The sequence below is a fragment of the Microcella sp. genome (assembly GCF_040286215.1).
Classification (GTDB): Bacteria; Actinomycetota; Actinomycetes; order Actinomycetales; family Microbacteriaceae; genus Microcella.
In genome coordinates this window covers 23,238-42,266 of record NZ_JAVKCK010000008.1, presented here as the reverse complement: position 1 = coordinate 42,266, position 19,029 = coordinate 23,238, and the positions used below count along the sequence as shown (strand labels likewise).

At 70.8% G+C, this 19,029-nt stretch carries 18 protein-coding genes; 5 read left to right on the top strand and 13 right to left on the bottom strand.

The window, feature by feature from the left end:
* On the bottom strand, positions 1-437 hold a 437-nt coding region (locus RJQ01_RS04320; protein WP_350475492.1), incomplete at its 3' end, for an FAD-dependent oxidoreductase.
* 108 nt (positions 438-545) lie between these two features.
* On the opposite strand from RJQ01_RS04320, the gene RJQ01_RS04315 reads away from it, so the two are divergent.
* Genes RJQ01_RS04315 through RJQ01_RS04300 form a run of 4 tightly spaced genes read left to right on the top strand, consistent with a single transcriptional unit; the run spans position 546 to position 4,958 of the window.
* Positions 546-1,382 carry a purine-nucleoside phosphorylase gene (locus tag RJQ01_RS04315; protein WP_350475491.1) on the top strand — a complete coding sequence of 279 codons (837 nt, stop codon included), beginning with the start codon at positions 546-548 and terminating at the stop codon, positions 1,380-1,382.
* Between the two features lie 9 nt (positions 1,383-1,391).
* Entirely contained in the window at positions 1,392-3,128 is a 1,737-nt protein-coding gene (locus RJQ01_RS04310; RefSeq protein WP_350475490.1) for a phospho-sugar mutase, read from the top strand.
* Positions 3,129-3,174: 46 nt separating this feature from the next.
* Complete coding sequence (locus RJQ01_RS04305) at positions 3,175-4,329, top strand: hypothetical protein (protein WP_350475489.1); 1,155 nt, start codon at positions 3,175-3,177, stop codon at positions 4,327-4,329.
* On the top strand, positions 4,326-4,958 hold the full coding sequence (locus RJQ01_RS04300) for a hypothetical protein (protein ID WP_350475488.1): 633 nt from the start codon (positions 4,326-4,328) through the stop codon (positions 4,956-4,958). Before RJQ01_RS04305 ends, RJQ01_RS04300 begins: the two co-directional genes overlap by 4 nt.
* On the opposite strand, the gene RJQ01_RS04295 is transcribed toward RJQ01_RS04300, so the two are convergent.
* From RJQ01_RS04295 to RJQ01_RS04275, 5 genes are read right to left on the bottom strand one after another with little or no spacing between them, the layout of a single operon-like run.
* Positions 4,955-5,227, bottom strand: a complete 273-nt coding sequence (locus RJQ01_RS04295) for a PTS sugar transporter subunit IIB (protein ID WP_350475487.1) — start codon at positions 5,225-5,227, stop codon at positions 4,955-4,957. The two genes, RJQ01_RS04300 and RJQ01_RS04295, sit on opposite strands and share 4 nt — an antisense overlap.
* 25 nt (positions 5,228-5,252) lie before the next feature.
* Complete coding sequence (locus RJQ01_RS04290; RefSeq protein ID WP_350475486.1) at positions 5,253-5,705, bottom strand: PTS sugar transporter subunit IIA; 453 nt, start codon at positions 5,703-5,705, stop codon at positions 5,253-5,255.
* Complete coding sequence (locus RJQ01_RS04285) at positions 5,702-6,826, bottom strand: adenosine deaminase (RefSeq protein WP_350475485.1); 1,125 nt, start codon at positions 6,824-6,826, stop codon at positions 5,702-5,704. Before RJQ01_RS04285 ends, RJQ01_RS04290 begins: the two co-directional genes overlap by 4 nt.
* Positions 6,827-6,845: 19 nt before the next feature.
* Positions 6,846-7,565: an IclR family transcriptional regulator gene (locus RJQ01_RS04280; protein WP_350475484.1), complete on the bottom strand. Its 720-nt coding sequence runs from the start codon at positions 7,563-7,565 to the stop codon at positions 6,846-6,848.
* Positions 7,562-8,788 (bottom strand): adenosylhomocysteinase, encoded by a 1,227-nt coding sequence (locus RJQ01_RS04275; protein WP_350475483.1) that lies wholly within the window; start codon positions 8,786-8,788, stop codon positions 7,562-7,564. Before RJQ01_RS04275 ends, RJQ01_RS04280 begins: the two co-directional genes overlap by 4 nt.
* A gap of 62 nt (positions 8,789-8,850) precedes the next feature.
* On the opposite strand from RJQ01_RS04275, the gene uriH reads away from it, so the two are divergent.
* A complete protein-coding gene (uriH, locus tag RJQ01_RS04270) occupies positions 8,851-9,798 on the top strand; it encodes a uridine-preferring nucleoside hydrolase UriH (protein WP_350475482.1) in 948 nt (315 codons plus the stop codon).
* Between the two features lie 94 nt (positions 9,799-9,892).
* On the opposite strand, the gene RJQ01_RS04265 is transcribed toward uriH, so the two are convergent.
* From RJQ01_RS04265 to RJQ01_RS04235, 7 genes are all read right to left on the bottom strand, one after another.
* Positions 9,893-11,398 (bottom strand): pyridoxal phosphate-dependent decarboxylase family protein, encoded by a 1,506-nt coding sequence (locus tag RJQ01_RS04265; RefSeq protein WP_350475481.1) that lies wholly within the window; start codon positions 11,396-11,398, stop codon positions 9,893-9,895.
* Entirely contained in the window at positions 11,395-12,816 is a 1,422-nt protein-coding gene (locus RJQ01_RS04260; RefSeq protein WP_350475480.1) for an MFS transporter, read from the bottom strand. Before RJQ01_RS04260 ends, RJQ01_RS04265 begins: the two co-directional genes overlap by 4 nt.
* An 80-nt stretch (positions 12,817-12,896) precedes the next feature.
* Positions 12,897-14,192: a thymidine phosphorylase gene (locus RJQ01_RS04255; protein ID WP_350475479.1), complete on the bottom strand. Its 1,296-nt coding sequence runs from the start codon at positions 14,190-14,192 to the stop codon at positions 12,897-12,899.
* Between the two features lie 14 nt (positions 14,193-14,206).
* Positions 14,207-14,617, bottom strand: coding sequence for a cytidine deaminase (locus RJQ01_RS04250; RefSeq protein WP_350475478.1), 411 nt, complete (start codon positions 14,615-14,617; stop codon positions 14,207-14,209).
* Positions 14,618-14,627: 10 nt separating this feature from the next.
* Complete coding sequence (locus RJQ01_RS04245) at positions 14,628-15,908, bottom strand: ABC transporter permease (RefSeq protein ID WP_350475477.1); 1,281 nt, start codon at positions 15,906-15,908, stop codon at positions 14,628-14,630.
* On the bottom strand, positions 15,905-17,278 hold the full coding sequence (locus RJQ01_RS04240) for an ABC transporter permease (RefSeq protein ID WP_350475476.1): 1,374 nt from the start codon (positions 17,276-17,278) through the stop codon (positions 15,905-15,907). The genes RJQ01_RS04245 and RJQ01_RS04240 overlap by 4 nt, the downstream gene beginning before the upstream one ends.
* The gene (locus RJQ01_RS04235; RefSeq protein ID WP_350475475.1) at positions 17,275-18,789 is read right to left on the bottom strand and encodes an ABC transporter ATP-binding protein; all 1,515 of its coding nucleotides are present in this window, start codon (positions 18,787-18,789) and stop codon (positions 17,275-17,277) included. Before RJQ01_RS04235 ends, RJQ01_RS04240 begins: the two co-directional genes overlap by 4 nt.
* Positions 18,790-19,029: the final 240 nt, after the last annotated feature.

Below are 19,029 nucleotides of genomic sequence, written 5' to 3'. Positions count from 1 at the left end.
TTGCTGCCGCTGCCCGCAGAGACGACGACCCGCTGCGGCCCCTCGAGGCGACCGTCACCGATGATGATGCGCACGCCCGCAGCCTCGAGCTGCTCGCGCATGTCGTCCGACTGGTCGCGCGCGAGCCGTAGCAGCCGCTGGTTGACCTGCGTCAGGTTGACGGCGACCTCCGGCTTGGACGCCCGACCCGACTCGCCGCGCGCGAAGAACTGCACGCCGAGGTCGCCCGCGTCGGAGATCGCCGTGGCGGCGTCAGCCGTGGCGATGAGCGTCTTCGAGGGGACGACGTCGGTGAGCACGGCAGAGCCGCCGACCCCGACGCTCTCGACGAGCGTGACATCGGCACCCAGCTGGGCACCGGTGAGGGCCGCCTCGTAGCCGCCGGGACCCCCGCCGAGGACGACGAGGCGCTGCGTTCGGTCGAAGGAAGTAGCCATTGCTCCATTGTTGCACCGAGCATCGGGCGCTCGACCTCCCGCAGGGCCCGCGCGAACGCGCGCGCCTGCGCACGCCGCCGCTCACCCGCGCATCACTACCATGAGGGCATGTCCCACCACGCACCGCACAACCCTCTCGACGACCCCGCTGCCGACCCGTTCGCGGTCGCCGCCCAGGCTGCTGCGCAGCTCGCCGACGCGACCGGCGTCGAGCGCCACGACATCGCGCTCACGCTCGGCTCGGGCTGGGCGAAAGCCGCCGACCTCATCGGCGAGACCACGCACACGATCGCCGCCCCCGACATCGCCGGCTTCTCGACGCCCGCCCTCGAAGGCCACGTCGGCACGCTGCGTTCGATCCTGCTGCCGAGCGGCAAGCGCGCGCTCGTCATCGGCGCCCGCACCCACTACTACGAGGGCCACGGCGTGCGGCGCGTCGTGCACTCGGTGCGCACCGCGGCCGCCGCGGGGGCCACCACGATGATCCTCACCAACGGCGCCGGCGGCATCAAGCCGCACTGGAGCCCCGGCACGCCCGTGCTCATCAGCGACCACCTGAACCTGACGGGCGATTCGCCTCTCGAGGGCGCGACGTTCATCGACCTGACCGACCTGTACTCACAGCGGCTGCGCGACCTCGCGCACACCGTCGACCCCTCGCTCGACGAGGGCGTGTACGTGCAGAACCGCGGCCCGCACTACGAGACTCCTGCCGAAGTGCAGATGGCCAAGACCCTCGGCGGTCACATCGTGGGCATGTCGACGGCGCTCGAGGCGATCGCGGCACGGCAGGCCGGCATGGAGGTGCTGGGCCTCTCGCTCATCACGAACCTCGCGGCCGGTATCTCACCGAACCCGCTCAGCCACGACGAGGTCATCGAAGCCGGTCGGGATGCTGAACCGGTGATCAGCGCCCTGCTCGCGCGCATCGTGGCCGAGCTGTAGGGGCGCGGCATGACGCATCTCGACGACGCCAAGAACTGGCTCGCACAAGACCCCGACCCGGTCACGAGCGACGAGCTCGCGACGCTCATCGACGGCGCCGAGCGGGGCGAGGCCACCGCGATCGCGGGGTTGCGCGACCGATTCGGCTCGCGTCTCGCGTTCGGCACGGCTGGGCTGCGCGGCGAGCTCGGCGCTGGGCCGAACCGCATGAACCGCGTGCTCGTCGCGCAGGCGGCGGCGGGCCTCGCGCGGTTCCTGCTCGATCGACCCGAGCGCCCCGGCGGCCTGGACGGCCCGGCGCCGAGCGTCGTGATCGGCTACGACGGCCGCACCAACAGCGACGTGTTCGCGCGCGACAGCGCCGAGATCATGGCCGGTGCCGGCGTGCGGGTCACGCTGCTGCCGCGCATGCTGCCGACCCCCGTGCTCGCCTTCGCGGTGCGCCACCTCGACGTGAGCGCCGGCGTCATGGTGACGGCGAGCCACAACCCGCCGCGCGACAACGGTTACAAGGTGTACCTCGGCGATGACGATGAGGGTGCGCAGATCGTGCCGCCCAGCGATGGGCTCATCCACGAGGCGATCCTGCAGGTGGCGCGCGGTGTCGCCGTGGGCGACCTGCCCCGGTCGACAGAGTTCGAGGTGGCGGGCGAGGATGTCGTCGACGCATACGTCGAGCGCACCGCCGCGATCGCGAACCTCCGCGGCGCCGTCGGCGACGACGCGAACGAGACCGTGCCCTTCGTGCCCGTGCCGTTCGTCTACACGCCGATGCACGGAGTCGGGTGGGAGGTCTCCCAGCGCGTCTTCGCCGCCGCGGGTCTGGGCGAGCCGACGGTTGTCGCCGAGCAGGGGGAACCGGATGGCGCTTTCCCCACCGTGTCGTTCCCGAACCCCGAGGAGCCGGGAGCGCTGGATCTCGCGATCGCGACGGCGAACCGTGCGGGCGCCGAGCTCATCATCGCGCACGACCCGGATGCCGACCGCCTCGCGGTCGCGGTGCCCCGGCCGGAGTCGGCGACGGCGGATAGCGCCGGCTGGCGGCGCCTGAGCGGCAACGAGGTCGGTGCGCTGCTGGGGTGGCGGGCTGCGGAGCGTCTGCAGCGCGAGGGCCAGGATGGCGCACTTGCGGCATCGCTCGTCTCGTCCCCCGCCCTGGGCGTCATCGCCCGCCACTACGGTCTCGACTACCGCGACACGCTCACCGGCTTCAAGTGGATCTCGCGCACCCCCCGGCTGCGCTTCGGCTACGAGGAGGCTCTCGGGTACCTCGTCAACCCGGCCACCGTGCGCGACAAGGACGGCATCTCCGCGTCGGTCGAGTTCCTCACGATGGTGGGCGAGCTCGCAGCGGCGGGTCGCACCCTCGCCGACCGGCAGAGCGAGTTCGATGCTCTGTTCGGGGCGTTCGCAAGCGCGCAGGTGTCGCTGCGGGTGACCGACCTGAGCCGCATCGGAAAGATCATGTCGGGATTGCGCGAGCAGGCTCCTGCGGAGATCGGCGGGCTGCGGGTGCGCCAGGTCGACGACTTCATCCGCGGCTTCGGCGACTACCCGCCCGGTGACATCCTGCGATTCTGGATGCACGGCGGCGCCCGCGTGATCGTGCGGCCGAGCGGCACCGAGCCGAAGGTGAAGGTCTACATCGACGCGTCGAGCGAGCAAGGCTCGGTGAGCGAGCGCCGGGCGGCCGCGCAGGCCGAGGTGGCCGCCCTCGAGGCCGGCATGCGCGCGCTCGTCACCTGAGCCGCCGCGCCGCGGTCGTCGTGCGCGCAGAGCCTAGGGTGGAGGGGTGACCCGCGCCCCGCTGCTGCCGCCCGCCGTCGCGGGGCTGTGGTTCGCGGCTCTGCTACTGTGGTCGGCCGGCCTCGGGGTCTCGGCTCTTGCGCTGCCCGGTGGCTCGAGCCTCACGTCCGTCGCGATCGGGCTCGGCGCGGTCGGGCTCGCCGCGCTCTACAACCGCCGAGGTGCTGATCGGCTGGACCGCACGGCGGCGGTCGCGACGATCATCATCTCGACGGCGAGCGCGCTCGCCACGATGGGGGTGATCGCCCTCATCGTCGTCGGCCCCGATCGGCCCATCGGCACTCTCGACGTGGTCTCGGCGGCGACGGTGACCGTGACGGCGGCCGCGGCCGCCGCATCCACCTCGGTGCTCATCCGCCCCTACGTCGACGCGTTCGCCGCCCACATCTGGGCGGGCATCGGCGGGGTCGGTCTCGGCGTACCGCTCATGGTCGCGGGCGTCTCCCCGACGTTCATCATGGCGGCCGCAGTGGGGCTCGGCATCGCCGATCGTGCGCACTACGCGCGGGTCGCCCGCGAGCTGGAGATCCGCGCGCAGATCGAGCGGGAGATGATCGAGCGCGGCCAGGCGCAGGGGCGCAACATCGGCGTCTCCGGCCTGCCCGGCCTGCCCCTGTTCGTGACCGCACCCACCGACACGAGGCCGTGGTCGCGCCGGCACCGTCGAACGACGATCGCGCTCGGCATCGCGGCGCTCACGATCGTCGTCGTCGCGTGGACAGCCGGCATCCTGCTGGCCGAGCAGGGCGTGCTGCGGCAGGGCCAGGGCTTCGCGGTCGCCTCGCTCGGCGCTGCGGCCCTCCTCGCGCAGGCGGTACTGCTCCTGCGCTGTTGGCCCGAGCTGCGCATCGTCACCTGGGCCTGCCTCGGGATGCTCGGCGCCGCCTCGGCCGCGATCGTCGCCTCCCCCGCCGACGCCGTGTACTTCTCGGCGCTCGCGCTGCAGTCGGTCGCGGTCGCCCTCGTCGTGGGGCGGCTGCACCACGCTGTGCGCGGTTCCGGCCCTGCCGGAGCGGCCATGGTGGCGACGACCGCGGCGATCGCCTGGTGGATCGCCATCGCGAGCACGGGCGGAATCCTGCTGGCCTTCGTCGCCGTGGTGACGGTGCTGCTCTCCCTGCGCAGAAAGGTGCGTTCATGACCGAGCCCTCCCCGAGCTCACCCACCTCGAGCATGCTCGAGCGGCTCTCACGCGCCCCCGGTCGCAGGGCTGGCATTGTCGCCGCCGTCGTCGCCGTCGTGATGCTCATGGTGCCCGTTCTCGAGCTCGTGCTGCTCAGCGAGAGCACCGACCCGGTCGTCGCTGTGCAGATCTTCCTGGGCCTCAACGCGGTCGCCCTGCTCGGCTTCCTTCCCCTTCTGCGCGCCGTGCACGCGGTGACGGGTCGCGCAGCACGGGCCGAATGGCTGCTCGTCGGCGCCTACCTGGTGTTGCTCATCCGCCCGCTCGTTCTCACGATCGAGATCGCTACCGCCCCGACGGCGGTCTTCGGCGGCCTGGCGTTCTTCTACGCCCTCCTGGGTACGACGGGGGTCGCCGCGGGTCTCGCCGCGGTCTCTCTGCAGCCGACGCACGATGCCCGTGGCGAGACGGTGGGCGGTCCGTTGCGGTCCGTCGTCATCGGGGTCGGCACCGGATTCTTCGTCGCCCTCACGCTCTTCGCGTTCGCGCCGTACGTCGCGCCGCTCACCGCGCTCGGTATCGCGGTGGCGCTATCGCTGCGCAAGCCACCTCTGCCGCCCGACCCTTGGGAGGAGCGGGTCGCCTAGCCGACGGCGTCGGTCAGCTTCTGCGTGAGCTCGTCGGTGTCGAAGTAGTTGCGCACGACGATGACGTCGGCGTGCGTGCGCCCGATCGCCTCCACGAACTCTTCGCTCGTGAGGATCACCTGCGCGTCGGCGGCGACGCGTGCCACCGAGTCGATGTCGGCGGCGATGACGGTGGCCGTCACGCCAAGCCGCTGCAGCACGCGTTCGGCGTTGACCTTGAGGATGCCGCTCGACCCGATGCCGGCACCGCAGATGGCGACGATCTTCATGCGGAGGCCCCCTCACGCGGCACCGTCATGGCACTCGGCGCCCCTCGAGGATGGCGCGGGCATCCTCACGATTCGTCGCCCGGGAGAGCGCCTGGATGGCCGACGAGTCATTGAACGCGTTCGCGAGGTCGGCGACGGCGCTCAGGTGGGCGTCGGCCGCGACACCCGCGAGGCCGATGACGACGGAGACCGGATCGTTGTGGGCGTGCCCGAACTCCACCGGCTCGGCGAGCGTCACGACCGAGAGCCCGTCGTGGCGCACCTCGGGGCCGGGGCGCGCATGCGCGAGCGCCAGGCCCGGGGCGATGACGATGTACGGGCCGTGGGTCTCGACGAGGCGCAGCATCGCCTCCGTGTACTCGGCGGTCGTGCAGCCGCTGTCGACGAGGGCGTCGCCGGCGAGGCGCACGGCGGCGCGCCAGTCGGCGGCGTGCGCCTGCAGCACGATGGCGCGGTCGGCGAGGGCGGGCAGACTCATGCGTGCTCCTCGAAGCCGGCGATGATGGTGTCCATGAGCGCCTCGCGGTCCTCGACGGGCAGGAAGGCCGCCTGCGCAGCATTCAGCTGGAGGGCGAGAATGTCGTCGAGGTCGTAGTCGAACGCCTCGGCCACGAGGCGCAGTTCGCGGCTGAGCGTCGTCGCGCTCATGAGGCGGTTGTCGGTGTTGACGGTCGCGCGGAACCCGAGCTGCGTGAAGAGGTCGAGCGGGTGATCCTCCATGGCGTCGCCCCACGCGGCGATGGCGCCGGTCTGCAGGTTCGAGCTGGGGCTCGTCTCGAGGGCGATGCCGCGGTCTTTGACCCACTCGGCGATGCGGCCGAGGCTCGCGCGCGTCATCTCGCCCTCGTCGACCAGCGTGATGTCCTCCAGTAGGCGCACACCGTGGCCGAGGCGCAGGGCGTGCCCATCGCGCAGCGCCCCGCGGATGCTCTCGATGCCGTCCGCCTCGCCGGCGTGGATGGTCACGGGGAAGAACTCGTCGGCGAGCAGCTCGAACGCGTCGCGCATCCGGGCGGGCGGGAACCCTGCTTCGGCACCCGCGATGTCGAAGCCGACGGTGCCCGTGTCGCGGTGGCGGAGGGCGAGCCGGGCGATCTCGAGGCCGCGATCGGCATGGCGCATGGCGCTGACGAGCTGACCGACGCGGATGCTCGTGCCGGCTGCGCGCGCCGCCTCGACTCCGTCGTCCAGGCCCTGCTGCACGGCCTCGACGGCCTCGTCGAGGCTCAGGCCTTTCTGCAGGTGCTGCTCGGGCGCCCAGCGGATCTCGCCCCACACGACGCCGTCTGCCGCGAGGTCGTGCACGAACTCGCGGGCGACGCGCACGAGCGCGTCGCGGGTCTGCATGACCGCGATCGTCACGTCGAACGTCGTGAGGTACTGCACGAGCGAACCAGAATTGGCCTGGGTGGCGAACCACTGGCCGAGCGACTCGGCGTCGGTGGCGCCTGCCGGCAGCTCGTAGCCGATCTCGGCCGCGAGCTCGACGATCGTGGCGGGGCGCAGGCCGCCGTCGAGGTGGTCGTGCAGCGACACCTTCGGCAGAGCCTCCAGGGCGAGTTCGGTGCCGGGAAGGAGGTTCTGCGTCGCCGTCGTCATGGTCCCAACCTACCGGTCGTTACCCGCCCGTGACCCCGGCTCTCCACCCGAGCGCCTGCGAGATCTCATAGGCCGCGCTGCGAGCCCGCTGCACGACCTGGGTGTGGGCGACCGTGCTGAAGCTCGTGCTCACATAGGGCACCGTGAGCGCAGCGATCGTGGCCCCGGCGGCGCCACGCACGGCGGCCACGACGTCGGTGATGCCGGGCTGCAGAGCGTCCGCCCGCACGAGCTCGTCGCCGTTGCCGGCGAGCACGTCGCCGGTCGCGGTGCCCGCGACGTCGAACAGGGCGCCCACGCGCACCCGATAGCCGAAGTCGGCGGGAGACTCCACCTGCGCGACGACGCGCACGCGGTCGCCCTCGAGCACGGCGAGATTGCACGACTGCCGCACACTCTCTGCGAGTTCGCGCATGATCGGCAGCGCGGCGGCCTCGAGGCCCCGCACGGGCGCGTGCCGGTGGGCGAGGTCGAACAATCGTGTGCCGAGCAGGTAGCGGCCGGCGCGCTCGCGCACGAGGTAGCCGCGCCTCTCGAGCGAGACGAGTACGCGGTAGATCTGCCCGACGCTGCGCCCCGTGGCATCGGCGATCTCCGACTGCGAAAGACCCCCTGGCTCGTCGGCGAGCAGCTCGAGGATGTCGAGCGCTTTGTCGAGAGCCGGCACCGCGTAGTCGGGCTGCGGCGTCGACGTCGCGCGCGATCCTGGATCGCGAGGGGGCTGGCTCTGCGCGGTCACCGCTCCGCGCCCATGACGGCGAGCATCCGTCTGGCGATGTCGCGGTCGATGTCGTCGGGCACCGGCTGCGCGCCGGTCGCGAGGGACTCGGCGCTCGTCGCCACGCGCTCGAGCGAGAGCGCCTGCAGCAGGAAGCCGAGATCCATCGCCTCCAGCGAGTTGCCTTTCGGCTCGCGGCCGGCGAGGTTGACCATGCGCCCTTCGGCGAGCAGGATCACGTGGCGCCCGCCCGGCAGGTCGATGCGCTCGATAGCGTCGTCGAGCAGCGTGCGCGCGGTGGACTGGTGGTAGAGCGCGGCGACGTCGATCTCCCACGGCACATGACCGGCGTTGGCGAGCACCGCGCCGTCGGCGAGGCGCTCGAGCACTGCGGGGGTGACGACGTCGGGGTGCCCGGTGGCCGTGATGACCACCTCCGCCCACTCGGCGAGCTCCTCGATGGGCCCGACCCGGTAGCCGTCCCAGGCGGCTTCGAAGGCGACGAGCTCGTCGATCTCGGCGACCGCGACCTTGCCGCCCATGGCGCGCAGGTACTGGGCGATGCCGCGCCCGCACCAGCCGTATCCGGCGACCAGGAAGCGACGGCCGGCGAGACGCAGGTTCGTGATGCGCATGAGGCTCTCGACGACGGACTGCCCGACGGAGTGCTTGTTCTCGCCGATGGCCTTGAGACGCGAGTCGTTGATCACGAGGATCGGGAACGGGATGCCCTGCGCGAGCTCTGCGCGCAGCCGTAGCCCGCCGCTCGTGGTCTCCTCCGTTCCGCCGACGATGCCCGTGCCGCCCGTGCGGTCGCCCGCGCTGACGGCTGCCGGGTCGACGCGCGCCGCCGCGAGCGCGGCAAGGTCGGCACCGTTGTCGAGCAGGATGCTCGGCCGCGCCGCATCGACGGCGGCGACGTTCGCGCGATGGTCGTCGAGGGTGTCGACGCGCCGGCCGTGCACGGTCATGCCGAGGGTGCGCAGGTAGGCGACCACGTCGTCCTGAGTCGAACCGTGGTTGCCGGTGGCCACGATGTCGGCGCCGCCCGCCTGCAGCGCCTCGAGCAGCACGGCGGTCTTGGGCTCGAGATGCAGGCTCATGCCGATGCGGTGGCCCTGGAAAGGTCGTGTCGCCGCGAGGGCATCGCGCGCCTCGGCCAGCAGGGGCATGCGTGAGCGGATCCAGTCGATACGGGCGGCGCCGCGGGCGGCGAGGGTCTCGGGGTCGAGGTCGGTGCTCATGGGCGCACTCTACACAGATGCAAGCTGCTTTCATATGTGTCAGTTATCGCTAGGCTCGTCCCATGCCCGAGAAGATCATCCTGGACTGCGACCCTGGCCACGACGACGCGGTCGCCCTCATGCTTGCTCACGGATCACCCGAGATCGAGCTGCTCGCCGTCACGACCGTCATGGGCAATCAGACGATCGAGAAGGTGACCCGCAATGCGCTCGCGGTCGCGCGTGTCATCGGTCTCGACTCCGTGCCCATCGCGCGCGGGTCGGAGCGCCCCCTCGTGCGCGAGGTCGAGACGGCTCCCGACATCCACGGGGAGTCGGGGCTCGACGGTCCCGTGCTGCCGGAGCCCGTGATCGAGCTCGACGGCCGGCACGCGGTCGACCTCATCGTAGAGACCGTGATGGCCCACGAGCCCGGCACCGTCACGCTCGTGCCGACCGGCGCCCTCACCAACATCGCCCTCGCCGTGCGCCGCGAGCCGCGCATCGTCGAGCGGGTCAAGCAGGTCGTGCTCATGGGCGGCGGCGTCCACGTCGGCAACTGGAGCGCCACGAGCGAGTTCAACATCGTCATCGACCCGGAGGCCGCGCACATCGTGTTCACCGCCGGCTGGCCGCTCACGATGGTGGGGCTGGATGTCACGCACCAGGCGCTCGCGACCGACGAGGTCTGCGCGCGCATCGCCGCGATCGGCACCGGGCCTGCCCGCTTCACGGGCGAGCTGCTGGAGTTCTTCGCGCACTCCTACCAGGATGCACAGGGCTTCGACCACCCGCCCGTGCACGACCCGTGCGCCGTGGCGTACGTCATCGACCCGAGCATCATGCGCACCGTGCGAGCCCCGCTCAACGTCGAGCTCACGGGCACCCTCACCCTCGGCATGACGGTCGCCGACCTGCGCGCCCCCGCCCCCGACGACTGCCCGACGAGTGTGGCGATGGACCTCGACGCCGACCGGTTCTGGGATCTCGTGGTCGATGCGCTCGAGCGCATCGGCGATCACCCCGTCTAGGCTCCACGCCCGAGCGCCCTGGCCCCCGCACCGCCGTCGAGATGCGGCTGTCGGCCGAGATGCGCGCGTCGTCGAGGCGACTCGACGCGAAGGCTCATCTCGACGCGCGGGGTTGCGGGTCGATGAGCGAGCCGAGCAGCCCGATTAGCGCTTGCTCGACGAGCGCGGGCGGTAGCGCCTCGATGAGCGCCGTGAGCTCGGCGGCATCGTCGGGCAGCGTGCCGCTCGGGCCGATACCCGCCTGCTCGAGCACACCCGCGAGCGCCCCCTGGTCGAGATCGGCGGCGGTCGAACCGCTGGCCGACAGGCTCGCGAGCAGCCCGGCGGGCAGCGCGTCGAGCACACCGGCCGCACTCGCCGGGGGCAGACCCCGCACCTCCTCGGCCGCCTCCTGCAGTGCCGTCACGAGGGGCCCGAGCACACCGAGCGTTACCGGCGTGACGGTCACGTGCGTGCTGCGCGGCAGCACGGAGCCGTCTGCCTGCGCGAAGCCGGGCTGCTGCTGCAGCAGCCAACCGTGCCGCCGCACCGCGTCCGCCCAGCGGTGCGGATCGACCTGCTGCCGCTCGGGGCGACTGCTGTCGGTGACGACCGCGAAGAGGGGCCCGGCGGGCCGACCGAGAACAGCGAGGCCGTCGATCGACCCGACTGCCCGGATCAGAGCCTCGGTGGCCTCGCGCGTGCGCGCGACGAGATCGGCGTATCCCGCCTCGCCCAGCCGCGTCGTGATCGCCCACGCGGCCGCGAGGACGCCGGCCGAGCGCGAGCCGAGCATCGTGGGATTGACGACGGGGTACCCGGGCCACGAGGTCGTCGCGAAGTACTGCGCGTCGCGGCGACGTCGCCCCCGGTGCAGGAGCAGGCTCGCGCCCTTGGGCACGTAGCCGTACTTGTGCAGGTCGGCGGAGATGCTCGTCACGCCCGCAACGCTGAAGTCCCAGGCAGCAAGACCGGGCCACCACGGCAGCGCCAGCCCCCCGATGCACGCATCGACGTGGCAGGAGAGGCCGAGCCTCTCGGCGGCTGCGGCGACCTCGGCGACCGGGTCCAGCGCGGCATGCGGATACGACGGCGCCGAGACCACGACGAGTGCCACGTCGTCGTCGAGCCTCGCGATGAGGTCCTCCGCTCGCACGGCTCCCGTGCCGACGTCCACGGGCACGAGGTCGAGCTGCAGGTCGAGGTAGTGCGCGGCCTTGTGGAACGCCGGATGCACGGTCGTCGGCGCGACAACCCGAGGCTGAGCCCTCCTGCCGTGCTCGCGGTGCCAGAGGTCCCGCGCCGTCTTCACGGCGAGCAAGCAGCTCTCGGTGCCGCCCGTCGTCACCGTGCCGACGACGTCGTCGCCCCCGTGGAGGACGCCGCGGCCGAAGGCGACGAGGTCGCTCTCCAGACGCGCCACCGAGGGAAAGACGGTCGGGTCGAGCCCGTTGACCGATTGGAACAGGCGGATCGCGGAGGCGGCGAGCTCATCGAGCTCGGCCGAGCCGGAGTCGTAGACATACGAGAGCACGTGACCGCCGTGGGTGGGCGCATCGCCGGCGCGCAGGCGCTCGAGCTCGGCGAGGATCTGCGCCGGCGCGGGCCCCGACCCCGTCACCGATCGTCTCCCGCTGGCTGGTCGTCGCTGACGGGGGCTCCGACCGGTGCCGGGGTGTCGATATCCCGGCGGCTCAGACCGTAGCCGCGCAGCACCAGAATGCTCGCCGCGACGAGTGCGGCAGGGATGACGCTGAACGCCAGCACGATGGCGAGCGTGGCGCTCGCCGGCTGCACCACGACGACCTCGGCTGTCGACTCCACGTACCCCGCGATGCTGAGCACGAGGGCGAGGAGCGTCGCGCCGAGCGCCATCCCCGCTGTCTCCCCCGCGGTCCACACGCCGCTCACCACTCCGGCGCGCTCCCGGCCACGCCGCCGACCGTCGTGGGCGATCACGTCGGGCAGCATCGCGAGCGGAAGAGCCTGCATGCCGGCGTACGCGGCTCCGGCGACCCCCACGGGAAGGTAGATCCACGCTCCGGGCGCGATGACGGCGATGACGATGCTGAGGGCCGCGACGCCGAACAGCACCGAGGCGAGCAGGTACATCCGCTCTTTTCCGTAGCGCCTCGCGAGACGCCCCCACACCGGGGTGACCAGCACGGCAGGGGCGATGAGCGCGAGGAAGAGCAGCGTTACCGAGTCCTCGCTCACGAGCACCCAGGTGGCGACGTACTGCGCGGCCGCGAGCATGAGCCCGGTCGCGAGCGCCTGCAGCACGAAGCCGCCGAGCAGCCGTCGCAGCGGCCGGCTCTCGCGCAGCACGACGAGCGCCTGCCGGTAGGCGTCGGCGACTCTCGACGGCGCACCGCCGCCCGCCGCGAGGCCGCGCGGCGCGGTGAACGACGAGGCGCTAAGGCCGATTGAGATGACGAGCCCCGCCACCACGCCCATCAGCAGGTAGCCCAGTCGCGGATCGTCGCCGAGCCCGCGCAGCACGGGGCCGCCCGCCCCGAACACCAGGATCGCGACCGTCAGCACGACGACGCGCCAGGTGAGGAGGCGGGTTCGACCGTCGTAGTCGCCGGCGATCTCGACCGGGAGGGCGATGTAGGGCACCTGGAACAGGCTGAATGCCGTGGTGGAGAGCACGAAGGCGATGAGCACCCACAGCGCCGCGAGGCTTCCGGTCAGCTCCGCGGGCACGGCAAAGGTCGCCGCGAAGAAGAGCGGAAGGCTCAGGGCGCCGACGAGCATGAGTGTGCGGCGCGTGCCGGAGCGCTGGCGCATGCGGTCGCTGAGGGCCCCGATCACCGGGTCGATGACGACGTCCCACAGCTTGGCCACGGTGACGATGAGCCCGGCGACCAGCGCCGTGATGCCGAGCGAGTCGGTCATGTAGTAGAGCAGAACGAGGCCGGGCAGGGTGCCGAACCCTCCCGTGCCGAGTGAACCGATCGCGTAGCCGGCGACCGTGCGCCGTCTGAGCGGCGACGGGTGGGGAATCGGGCGCGGCGCTGCGGTGCTCTGAGCCATGTCGCGAGCCTACCGGCGTCCCTCCCACCGCCGACGCCTCGCGCGCCGCCCGCGACTCACCGGGGGATGCTCCACTCGCGCTACTCGATGACGCCTGCGATGAGAGGGCCGCCCGTGCGCACCTCGTCGTCGACCGAGCCGATGCGGTAGGCGCCCTCGAGCGCCTCCATCGCGCGCGCGAACCGACCTTCGTCGCTCGTGAGCATCGTGAACAGCGGCTGCCCGGCCTCGACGTGCTCGCCCGGCTTGACGTGCAGATCGATACCGGCGCCGTGATCGACGGGGTCCTCCTTGCGGGCGCGCCCCGCGCCCAGGCGCCAGGCGGCGATGCCAAAGGGAAGCGCTTCCTGCTCGACGAGCACCCCGGAGGTCTCGGCGTGCACGGTGTGGGTTTCCGGCGCGACCGGCAGCGGGGCATCTGGGTCGCCGCCCTGCGCTGCGATCATGCCGCGCCAGGCATCCATCGCACGGCCGTCCTGCAGCGCCGCCTCGACATCGGGGTCGGTGACGCCGGCGAGCTCGAGCATGTGCCGGGCGAGGGTGACCGTGAGCTCGACCACGTCAGCGGGGCCGCCGCCGGCCAGCACCTCGACCGACTCGCGCACCTCGTTGGCGTTGCCGATCGCGAGCCCGAGCGGCACGTTCATGTTGGTGAGCACGGCGCGCGTCGCGACGCCGGCGTCCTCCCCGAGCCGCACCATGACCTGCGCGAGTTCGCGCGAGCGCTCGATGTCCTGCAGGAACGCACCCGAGCCGAACTTCACGTCGAGCACGAGCGCCGCCGTGCCCTCCGCAATCTTCTTCGACATGATGGATGAGGCGATCAGGGGAATGCACTCGACCGTGCCGGTGATGTCGCGCAGAGAGTAGAGCTTGCCGTCGGCGGGCGCGAGGCCCGAGCCGGCGGCGCACACCACCGCGCCAACATCGCGCAGCTGCTGCATCATCTCGTCGGTGCTGATCGACGCCCGCCACCCCGGGATGCTCTCCAGCTTGTCGAGCGTTCCGCCGGTGTGGCCCAGCCCGCGGCCGGAGAGCTGCGGTACGGCTACGCCGAATGAGGCGACGAGCGGCGCGAGCGGCAACGTGATCTTGTCGCCGACTCCGCCCGTGGAGTGCTTGTCGGTCGTGCGCTTGTCGAGGCCCGAGAAGTCGAGCCGTGTGCCCGAGGCGACCATCGCCAGGGTCAGCGCCGTGATCTCCTCCCGCTCCATGCCGTTGAGGAAGATCGCCATGGTCATGGCCGACATCTGCTCGTCGGCGATGTAGCCGCGGGTGTACGCATCGACCATCCAGTCGATCTGGGCGGTCGTGAGGGTGCCGCTGTCGCGCTTGGTGCGGATGAGGTCGACGACGTCGAACGGCTCGATGGCCATGGGTGATGCTCCTGTCAGTCGTGCGTCGATCGATAGGTCTCGAGGGTACGGGGGCCGAAGGCGTCGGGAAGCACCTCGTCGATGGTCCTGATGCCGGAGACGGTCTCGAGCAGCATGCCGTCCGCGGAGTGCTCGAACAGCAGCTGGCGGCATCGGCCGCAGGGCATGAGCGCGCCTCCGTCGCCGTCGACGCAGGTAAACGCGACCAGGCGACCGCCCCCGGTCATGTGCAGGCTCGAGACGAGCGCGCACTCGGCGCAGAGCGTGAGGCCGTACGACGCGTTCTCGACGTTGCAGCCCGCGATGACGCGGCCGTCGTCGACGATCGCTGCGACGCCGACGGGGAAGTTCGAGTACGGAACGTAGGCCTTCCTCATGGCGTCGAGGGCGACCTCGCGCAGAGCATCCCAGTCGATCTCAGCCACGGAGCCTCCCCTATTTGATGTACGGCTTGCCCGAGGCCGCCGGCGGCCTCGACATTCCGACGAGCCCGGCGACGGCGAAGATCGTGACGATGTACGGCAGCATGAGCATGAACTCGCTCGGCACCGGGGAACCGACGATCGAGAGTGTCGACTGCAGGTTCGTCGCGAAACCGAACAGCAGTGCCGCGAGCGTGGCGCGAATCGGATCCCAGCGGCCGAAGATGACGGCGGCGAGCGCGATGAAGCCCGCACCGTTCGTCATCTCCTTGGCGAAGGAGCCGACGGCCGCGAGGGTGAAGAACGCACCGCCACCACCGGCGATCGCGCCCGCGAGCAGCACGTTCCAGAACCGCGTGGCCTTCACGTTGATGCCCACGGTGTCGGCGGCCTTCGGGTGCTCGCCGACCGAGCGCAGGCGCAGGCCCCAGCGGGTTTTGAACAGCGCGAACCAGACGGTCGGCACGAGCACGAACATGATGTAGACGATGAGCGTCTGGTTGAACAGGATCGGCCCGAGCACAGGAATGTCGCTCAGCAGCGGGATCGCGACGCGCTCGAACTTGTCGGGCGAGTTGAAGAGCTCCGGGTTGTCGACCATGTAGGTCGAGTAGAAGAAGCTGGTGAGTCCGATGACGAGCACGTTGAGCACCACACCGACGATGACCTGGTCGACGAGGTACTTGATGGCGAACGATGCCAGGATCACCGAGACCAGCGCGCCGGAGACCATGGCCCCGAGGAGGCCGAGCAGCGGTTGACCGGTGAGCGTGCCGATCATGGCCGCGACGAAGGCGCCCGCAAGCAGCTGAGCCTCGATGGCGATGTTGACGACTCCGACGCGTTCGGAGATCACGCCGCCCAGGGCGCCGAAGATGAGCGGCGTGCTCACCGTCAGGGCGCCGGCCAGCAGTCCGACGAGCGGAACGGTCGCCCCCGCCGCCGCCCACGTGAGGAAGCCGAGCAGGAAGAGGAGCGCGAACAGCGTCGTGAGCCACAGCGGCACCTTGCGGGCGGACCGCACCAAGAGGAAAGCGCCGACGGCGATCGCCGCCATGAGGGCGACCGTGACGATGCCCGTCGCGTAGGAGGGCAGTACGAGCGCCGGCAGCTGGATCGCGTCCCGCCCGTCGCTGAGCCGGTAGGTGGTGTCTCCGCCTCGCCCGAGCCCGAGGAAGAGCGCGGCACCGATGACGGTGAAGATCACGAACGCGATGGGTGCTTTCCAGCTGCGCACGGTCACGTTGGCGGGTGCCGCCGTCGACGGAGCGGATGTCGTGGTCACGGCGCTCATCGAGCCGCCTCCTTCGTGCGCGAGTTCGAGGGGAGTCGCCAGCGGAACGAGGAATCCGGCGTCGGCAATCGGAAGATCGCGCGCACGAGAGGCGGCGCGGCGATGAAGAGGACGATGAACGACTGCACGACCAAGACGATGTCGACGGGAATGCCCTCGGCCGCCTGCATCGTGTAGCTGCCCGCCTTGAGGGCGCCGAAGAGGATGCCCGCGAAGAACACTCCCCAGGGCTTCGAGCGTCCCAGCAGCGCGACCGTGATGGCGTCGAACCCGATGCCGGCGTCAAGGCCGGCGGCGAAGCCGCCCGTGAAGTTGCCGAGCACCTGGTAGACGCCGGCGAGCCCGACGAGGGCACCCGCGATGAGCATGACCTTGACGTAGACGCTGCCCACGTTGATGCCGGCCACGCGTGCCGCGTGCGGGTTCTCGCCCACTGCGCGGAACTGGAACCCCATCGCCGAGCGGTTGAGCAGGTACCACACGTAGATCGTGGCGAGGACGACCAAGATGAAGCCCAGGTTGAGGTTGTACTGCGGGCCCAGAAGGTCGGGGAACACCGCGGTCTCGAGCATCGCACCGCTCTTGGGGTTGTTCTGGCCGGGTGCCTGCAGTGCGCCCTCGGTGCGCAGCAGGTAGGAGACGAGGTAGAACGCCACGTAGTTGAGCATGATCGTCACGATCACTTCGTGAGCGCCGGTTCGCGCCTTGAGAAGGCCCACGATGCCGCCCCACAGGGCGCCGCCGATGATGCCGACGACGAGCGCGACGATGAGGTGGATTACGGGCGGCATGGGGATGTAGGCGCCCACGTAGCCCGCCGCCGCTGCCGCGATGAGCATCTGGCCGCGCCCACCGATGTTGAACAGGCCGACCCGGAAGGCGAGCGCCACGCCGAGTCCGGCGGCGATGAGCGGGGTCGCGTTCGCCAGGGTCTCCGTGATGGGTCGGAAGGCTGCGACGAGGTCGTCGGGTCGGAGGTAGTTGAATACCGAACCGCGGAACAGTGCCGCGTAGGCTCCGCCGACGGCGTCGGCGATCGCGCGGAAGGTGTCGGCCGGCCGCGAGAAGAAGTACCCGGCGGCCTCCTGGACGGCCTCATCGGTCATGACGATGAGGATGCCGCCCACCAGGAGAGCGAGCAGCACGGCGAGCACGGAGATCGCGGCGCTGCCGCCGAAGATCTCCTTGAGGATCTGCGTGCTGCGCGGGGGCGGCGGAACGTCGTGCGTGGCGCTCTGAGCGCCAGCCGGGTCCGCGGTCTCGGGGGCGAGAGGCTCGGATTCCACCGTCTCGGCAGGATTGCCCTTGGCCGCCGGGGATGCCGCGGCCCCGCCGGGCGTTGCGTCCTTCGGGTCGTTGGTGTTGCTCACGCCGCCACCTCCGCGGGGGTCTCGCCGGCCATCATGAGTCCGAGCACGTCGCGCGGAGTATCGCCGGGAACGATGCCGATGATGCGACCGCGGTACATGACCGCGATGCGATCGGCGAGGGCCGTCACCTCGTCGAGCTCGGTCGATACGACGATGACGGGCACGCCGTCATCGCGAGTTGCGACGATGCGCTTGTGCACGAACTCGATCGACCCCACGTCCAGGCCGCGGGTCGGCTGCGCCGCAATGAGCAAGCTGAGCTCGCGGCTGAGCTCGCGGGCGAGCACGACCTTCTGCTGGTTGCCGCCCGAAAGGCTGCCGGCGGGCGACGTGATGCCCTGGGTGCGCACATCGAACTCCTCGACGCGCTCCACCGCAAACTCAGCGAGGTGCGCGAGCTGCAGAGTGCCGCGCTTGACGAAGGGGGCGCCGGTCGAGCGGTCGAGCATGAGGTTCTCCGCGATGGTGAAAGTGCCCACGAGGCCGTCTTCAGTGCGGTCCTCGGGCACGAACCCGACGCCGGCATCGAGCACGCCCCGCGTGCTGCGGCCGATGAGCTCCGTGCCGTCGAGCTGGACGGAGCCGCGCACGTGCGACTGCAGGCCCATGATCGCCTCGGTGAGCTCGGTCTGCCCGTTGCCCTGCACCCCCGCGATGGCGAGGATCTCACCCTTCTTGATCGTGAACGAGACGTCGTTGACGAGGACGTGCCCGACGGCGTCCGTGACCGTGAGCCCACTCACCACGAGGGCGTCGCCTCCGGTCTGGGCGGGCGCCTTGTCGACCGTGAGGTCGACCGCGCGACCCACCATGAGCGAGGCGAGTTCGGCGTTGGTCGCGGTCGGCTCGGCCTCGCCGACGACCTTGCCCAGCCTGATGACGGTGATGCGGTCGGCAACCTCGCGCACCTCGCGCAGCTTGTGGGTGATGAAGACGATCGAGGTGCCCTCGCTCTTGAGCTGGCGCATGATCTCCATGAGCTCATCGGTTTCCTGAGGCGTGAGCACCGCCGTCGGCTCGTCGAAGACGAGCACGTTCGCGTTGCGGGAGAGCGCCTTGATGATCTCGACCCGCTGCTGCACACCGACGGGGAGGTCTTCGATGCGGGCATCCGGATCGATGTCGAAGCCGAAGCGCTGCGAGATCTCGCGCACGGTTGCGCGCGCGGCCTCGAGGTCGAGTCGGCCGCCGAACTGCGTCTCCTCGTGGCCGAGCATGACGTTCTCGGCCACCGTGAAGACCGGGATGAGCATGAAGTGCTGGTGCACCATGCCGATGCCGGCGGCCATAGCATCGCCGGGGCCGGCGAAGTGCTGCACCTCGTTGTCGAGGAGGATCTCGCCCTCCTCGGCCTGGTAGAGGCCGTAGAGCACGTTCATGAGGGTCGACTTGCCTGCGCCGTTCTCACCGAGGAGCGCGTGGATCTCGCCCGGCTCGACCGTGAGGTCGATGTGGTCGTTGGCGACCAGCGCACCGAAGCGCTTGGTGATGCCCCGAAGCTCGAGTTTCATCTCTCTCGGCCTTCCTGCGCCGTCGAGATGCGGCGCTGCTGTGCAACCGGTGAGGCCCGCTGGCGACGCGCAGGGCGACGCCGGTGTGCCTATCGGTCTCCACTGTAGGGGAGCAGGGCTACCCGAATCTGAGCGATTCTGTGCTCATGTGAGCGCTGTGCGGCAACGCGATCGCGGGATGCCCAGCAACGCATCGAGGGAGGCCAGCAGTGCTGACCTCCCTCGATGAGATGCGACGAC

Excerpts from the sequence above, each read along its gene's own strand:
- RJQ01_RS04245 (WP_350475477.1), bottom strand. The coding sequence starts at position 15,908 with ATGAGCGCCGTGACCACGACATCCGCTCCGTCGACGGCGGCACCCGCC.
- RJQ01_RS04315 (WP_350475491.1), top strand. The coding sequence starts at position 546 with ATGTCCCACCACGCACCGCACAACCCTCTCGACGACCCCGCTGCCGAC.
- RJQ01_RS04285 (WP_350475485.1), bottom strand. The coding sequence starts at position 6,826 with ATGACGACGGCGACGCAGAACCTCCTTCCCGGCACCGAACTCGCCCTG.
- RJQ01_RS04275 (WP_350475483.1), bottom strand. The coding sequence starts at position 8,788 with ATGAGCACCGACCTCGACCCCGAGACCCTCGCCGCCCGCGGCGCCGCC.
- RJQ01_RS04290 (WP_350475486.1), bottom strand. The coding sequence starts at position 5,705 with ATGAGTCTGCCCGCCCTCGCCGACCGCGCCATCGTGCTGCAGGCGCAC.
- RJQ01_RS04255 (WP_350475479.1), bottom strand. The coding sequence starts at position 14,192 with ATGGCCATCGAGCCGTTCGACGTCGTCGACCTCATCCGCACCAAGCGC.
- uriH (WP_350475482.1), top strand. The coding sequence starts at position 8,851 with ATGCCCGAGAAGATCATCCTGGACTGCGACCCTGGCCACGACGACGCG.
- RJQ01_RS04310 (WP_350475490.1), top strand. The coding sequence starts at position 1,392 with ATGACGCATCTCGACGACGCCAAGAACTGGCTCGCACAAGACCCCGAC.
- RJQ01_RS04235 (WP_350475475.1), bottom strand. The coding sequence starts at position 18,789 with ATGAAACTCGAGCTTCGGGGCATCACCAAGCGCTTCGGTGCGCTGGTC.
- RJQ01_RS04300 (WP_350475488.1), top strand. The coding sequence starts at position 4,326 with ATGACCGAGCCCTCCCCGAGCTCACCCACCTCGAGCATGCTCGAGCGG.
- RJQ01_RS04260 (WP_350475480.1), bottom strand. The coding sequence starts at position 12,816 with ATGGCTCAGAGCACCGCAGCGCCGCGCCCGATTCCCCACCCGTCGCCG.
- RJQ01_RS04295 (WP_350475487.1), bottom strand. The coding sequence starts at position 5,227 with ATGAAGATCGTCGCCATCTGCGGTGCCGGCATCGGGTCGAGCGGCATC.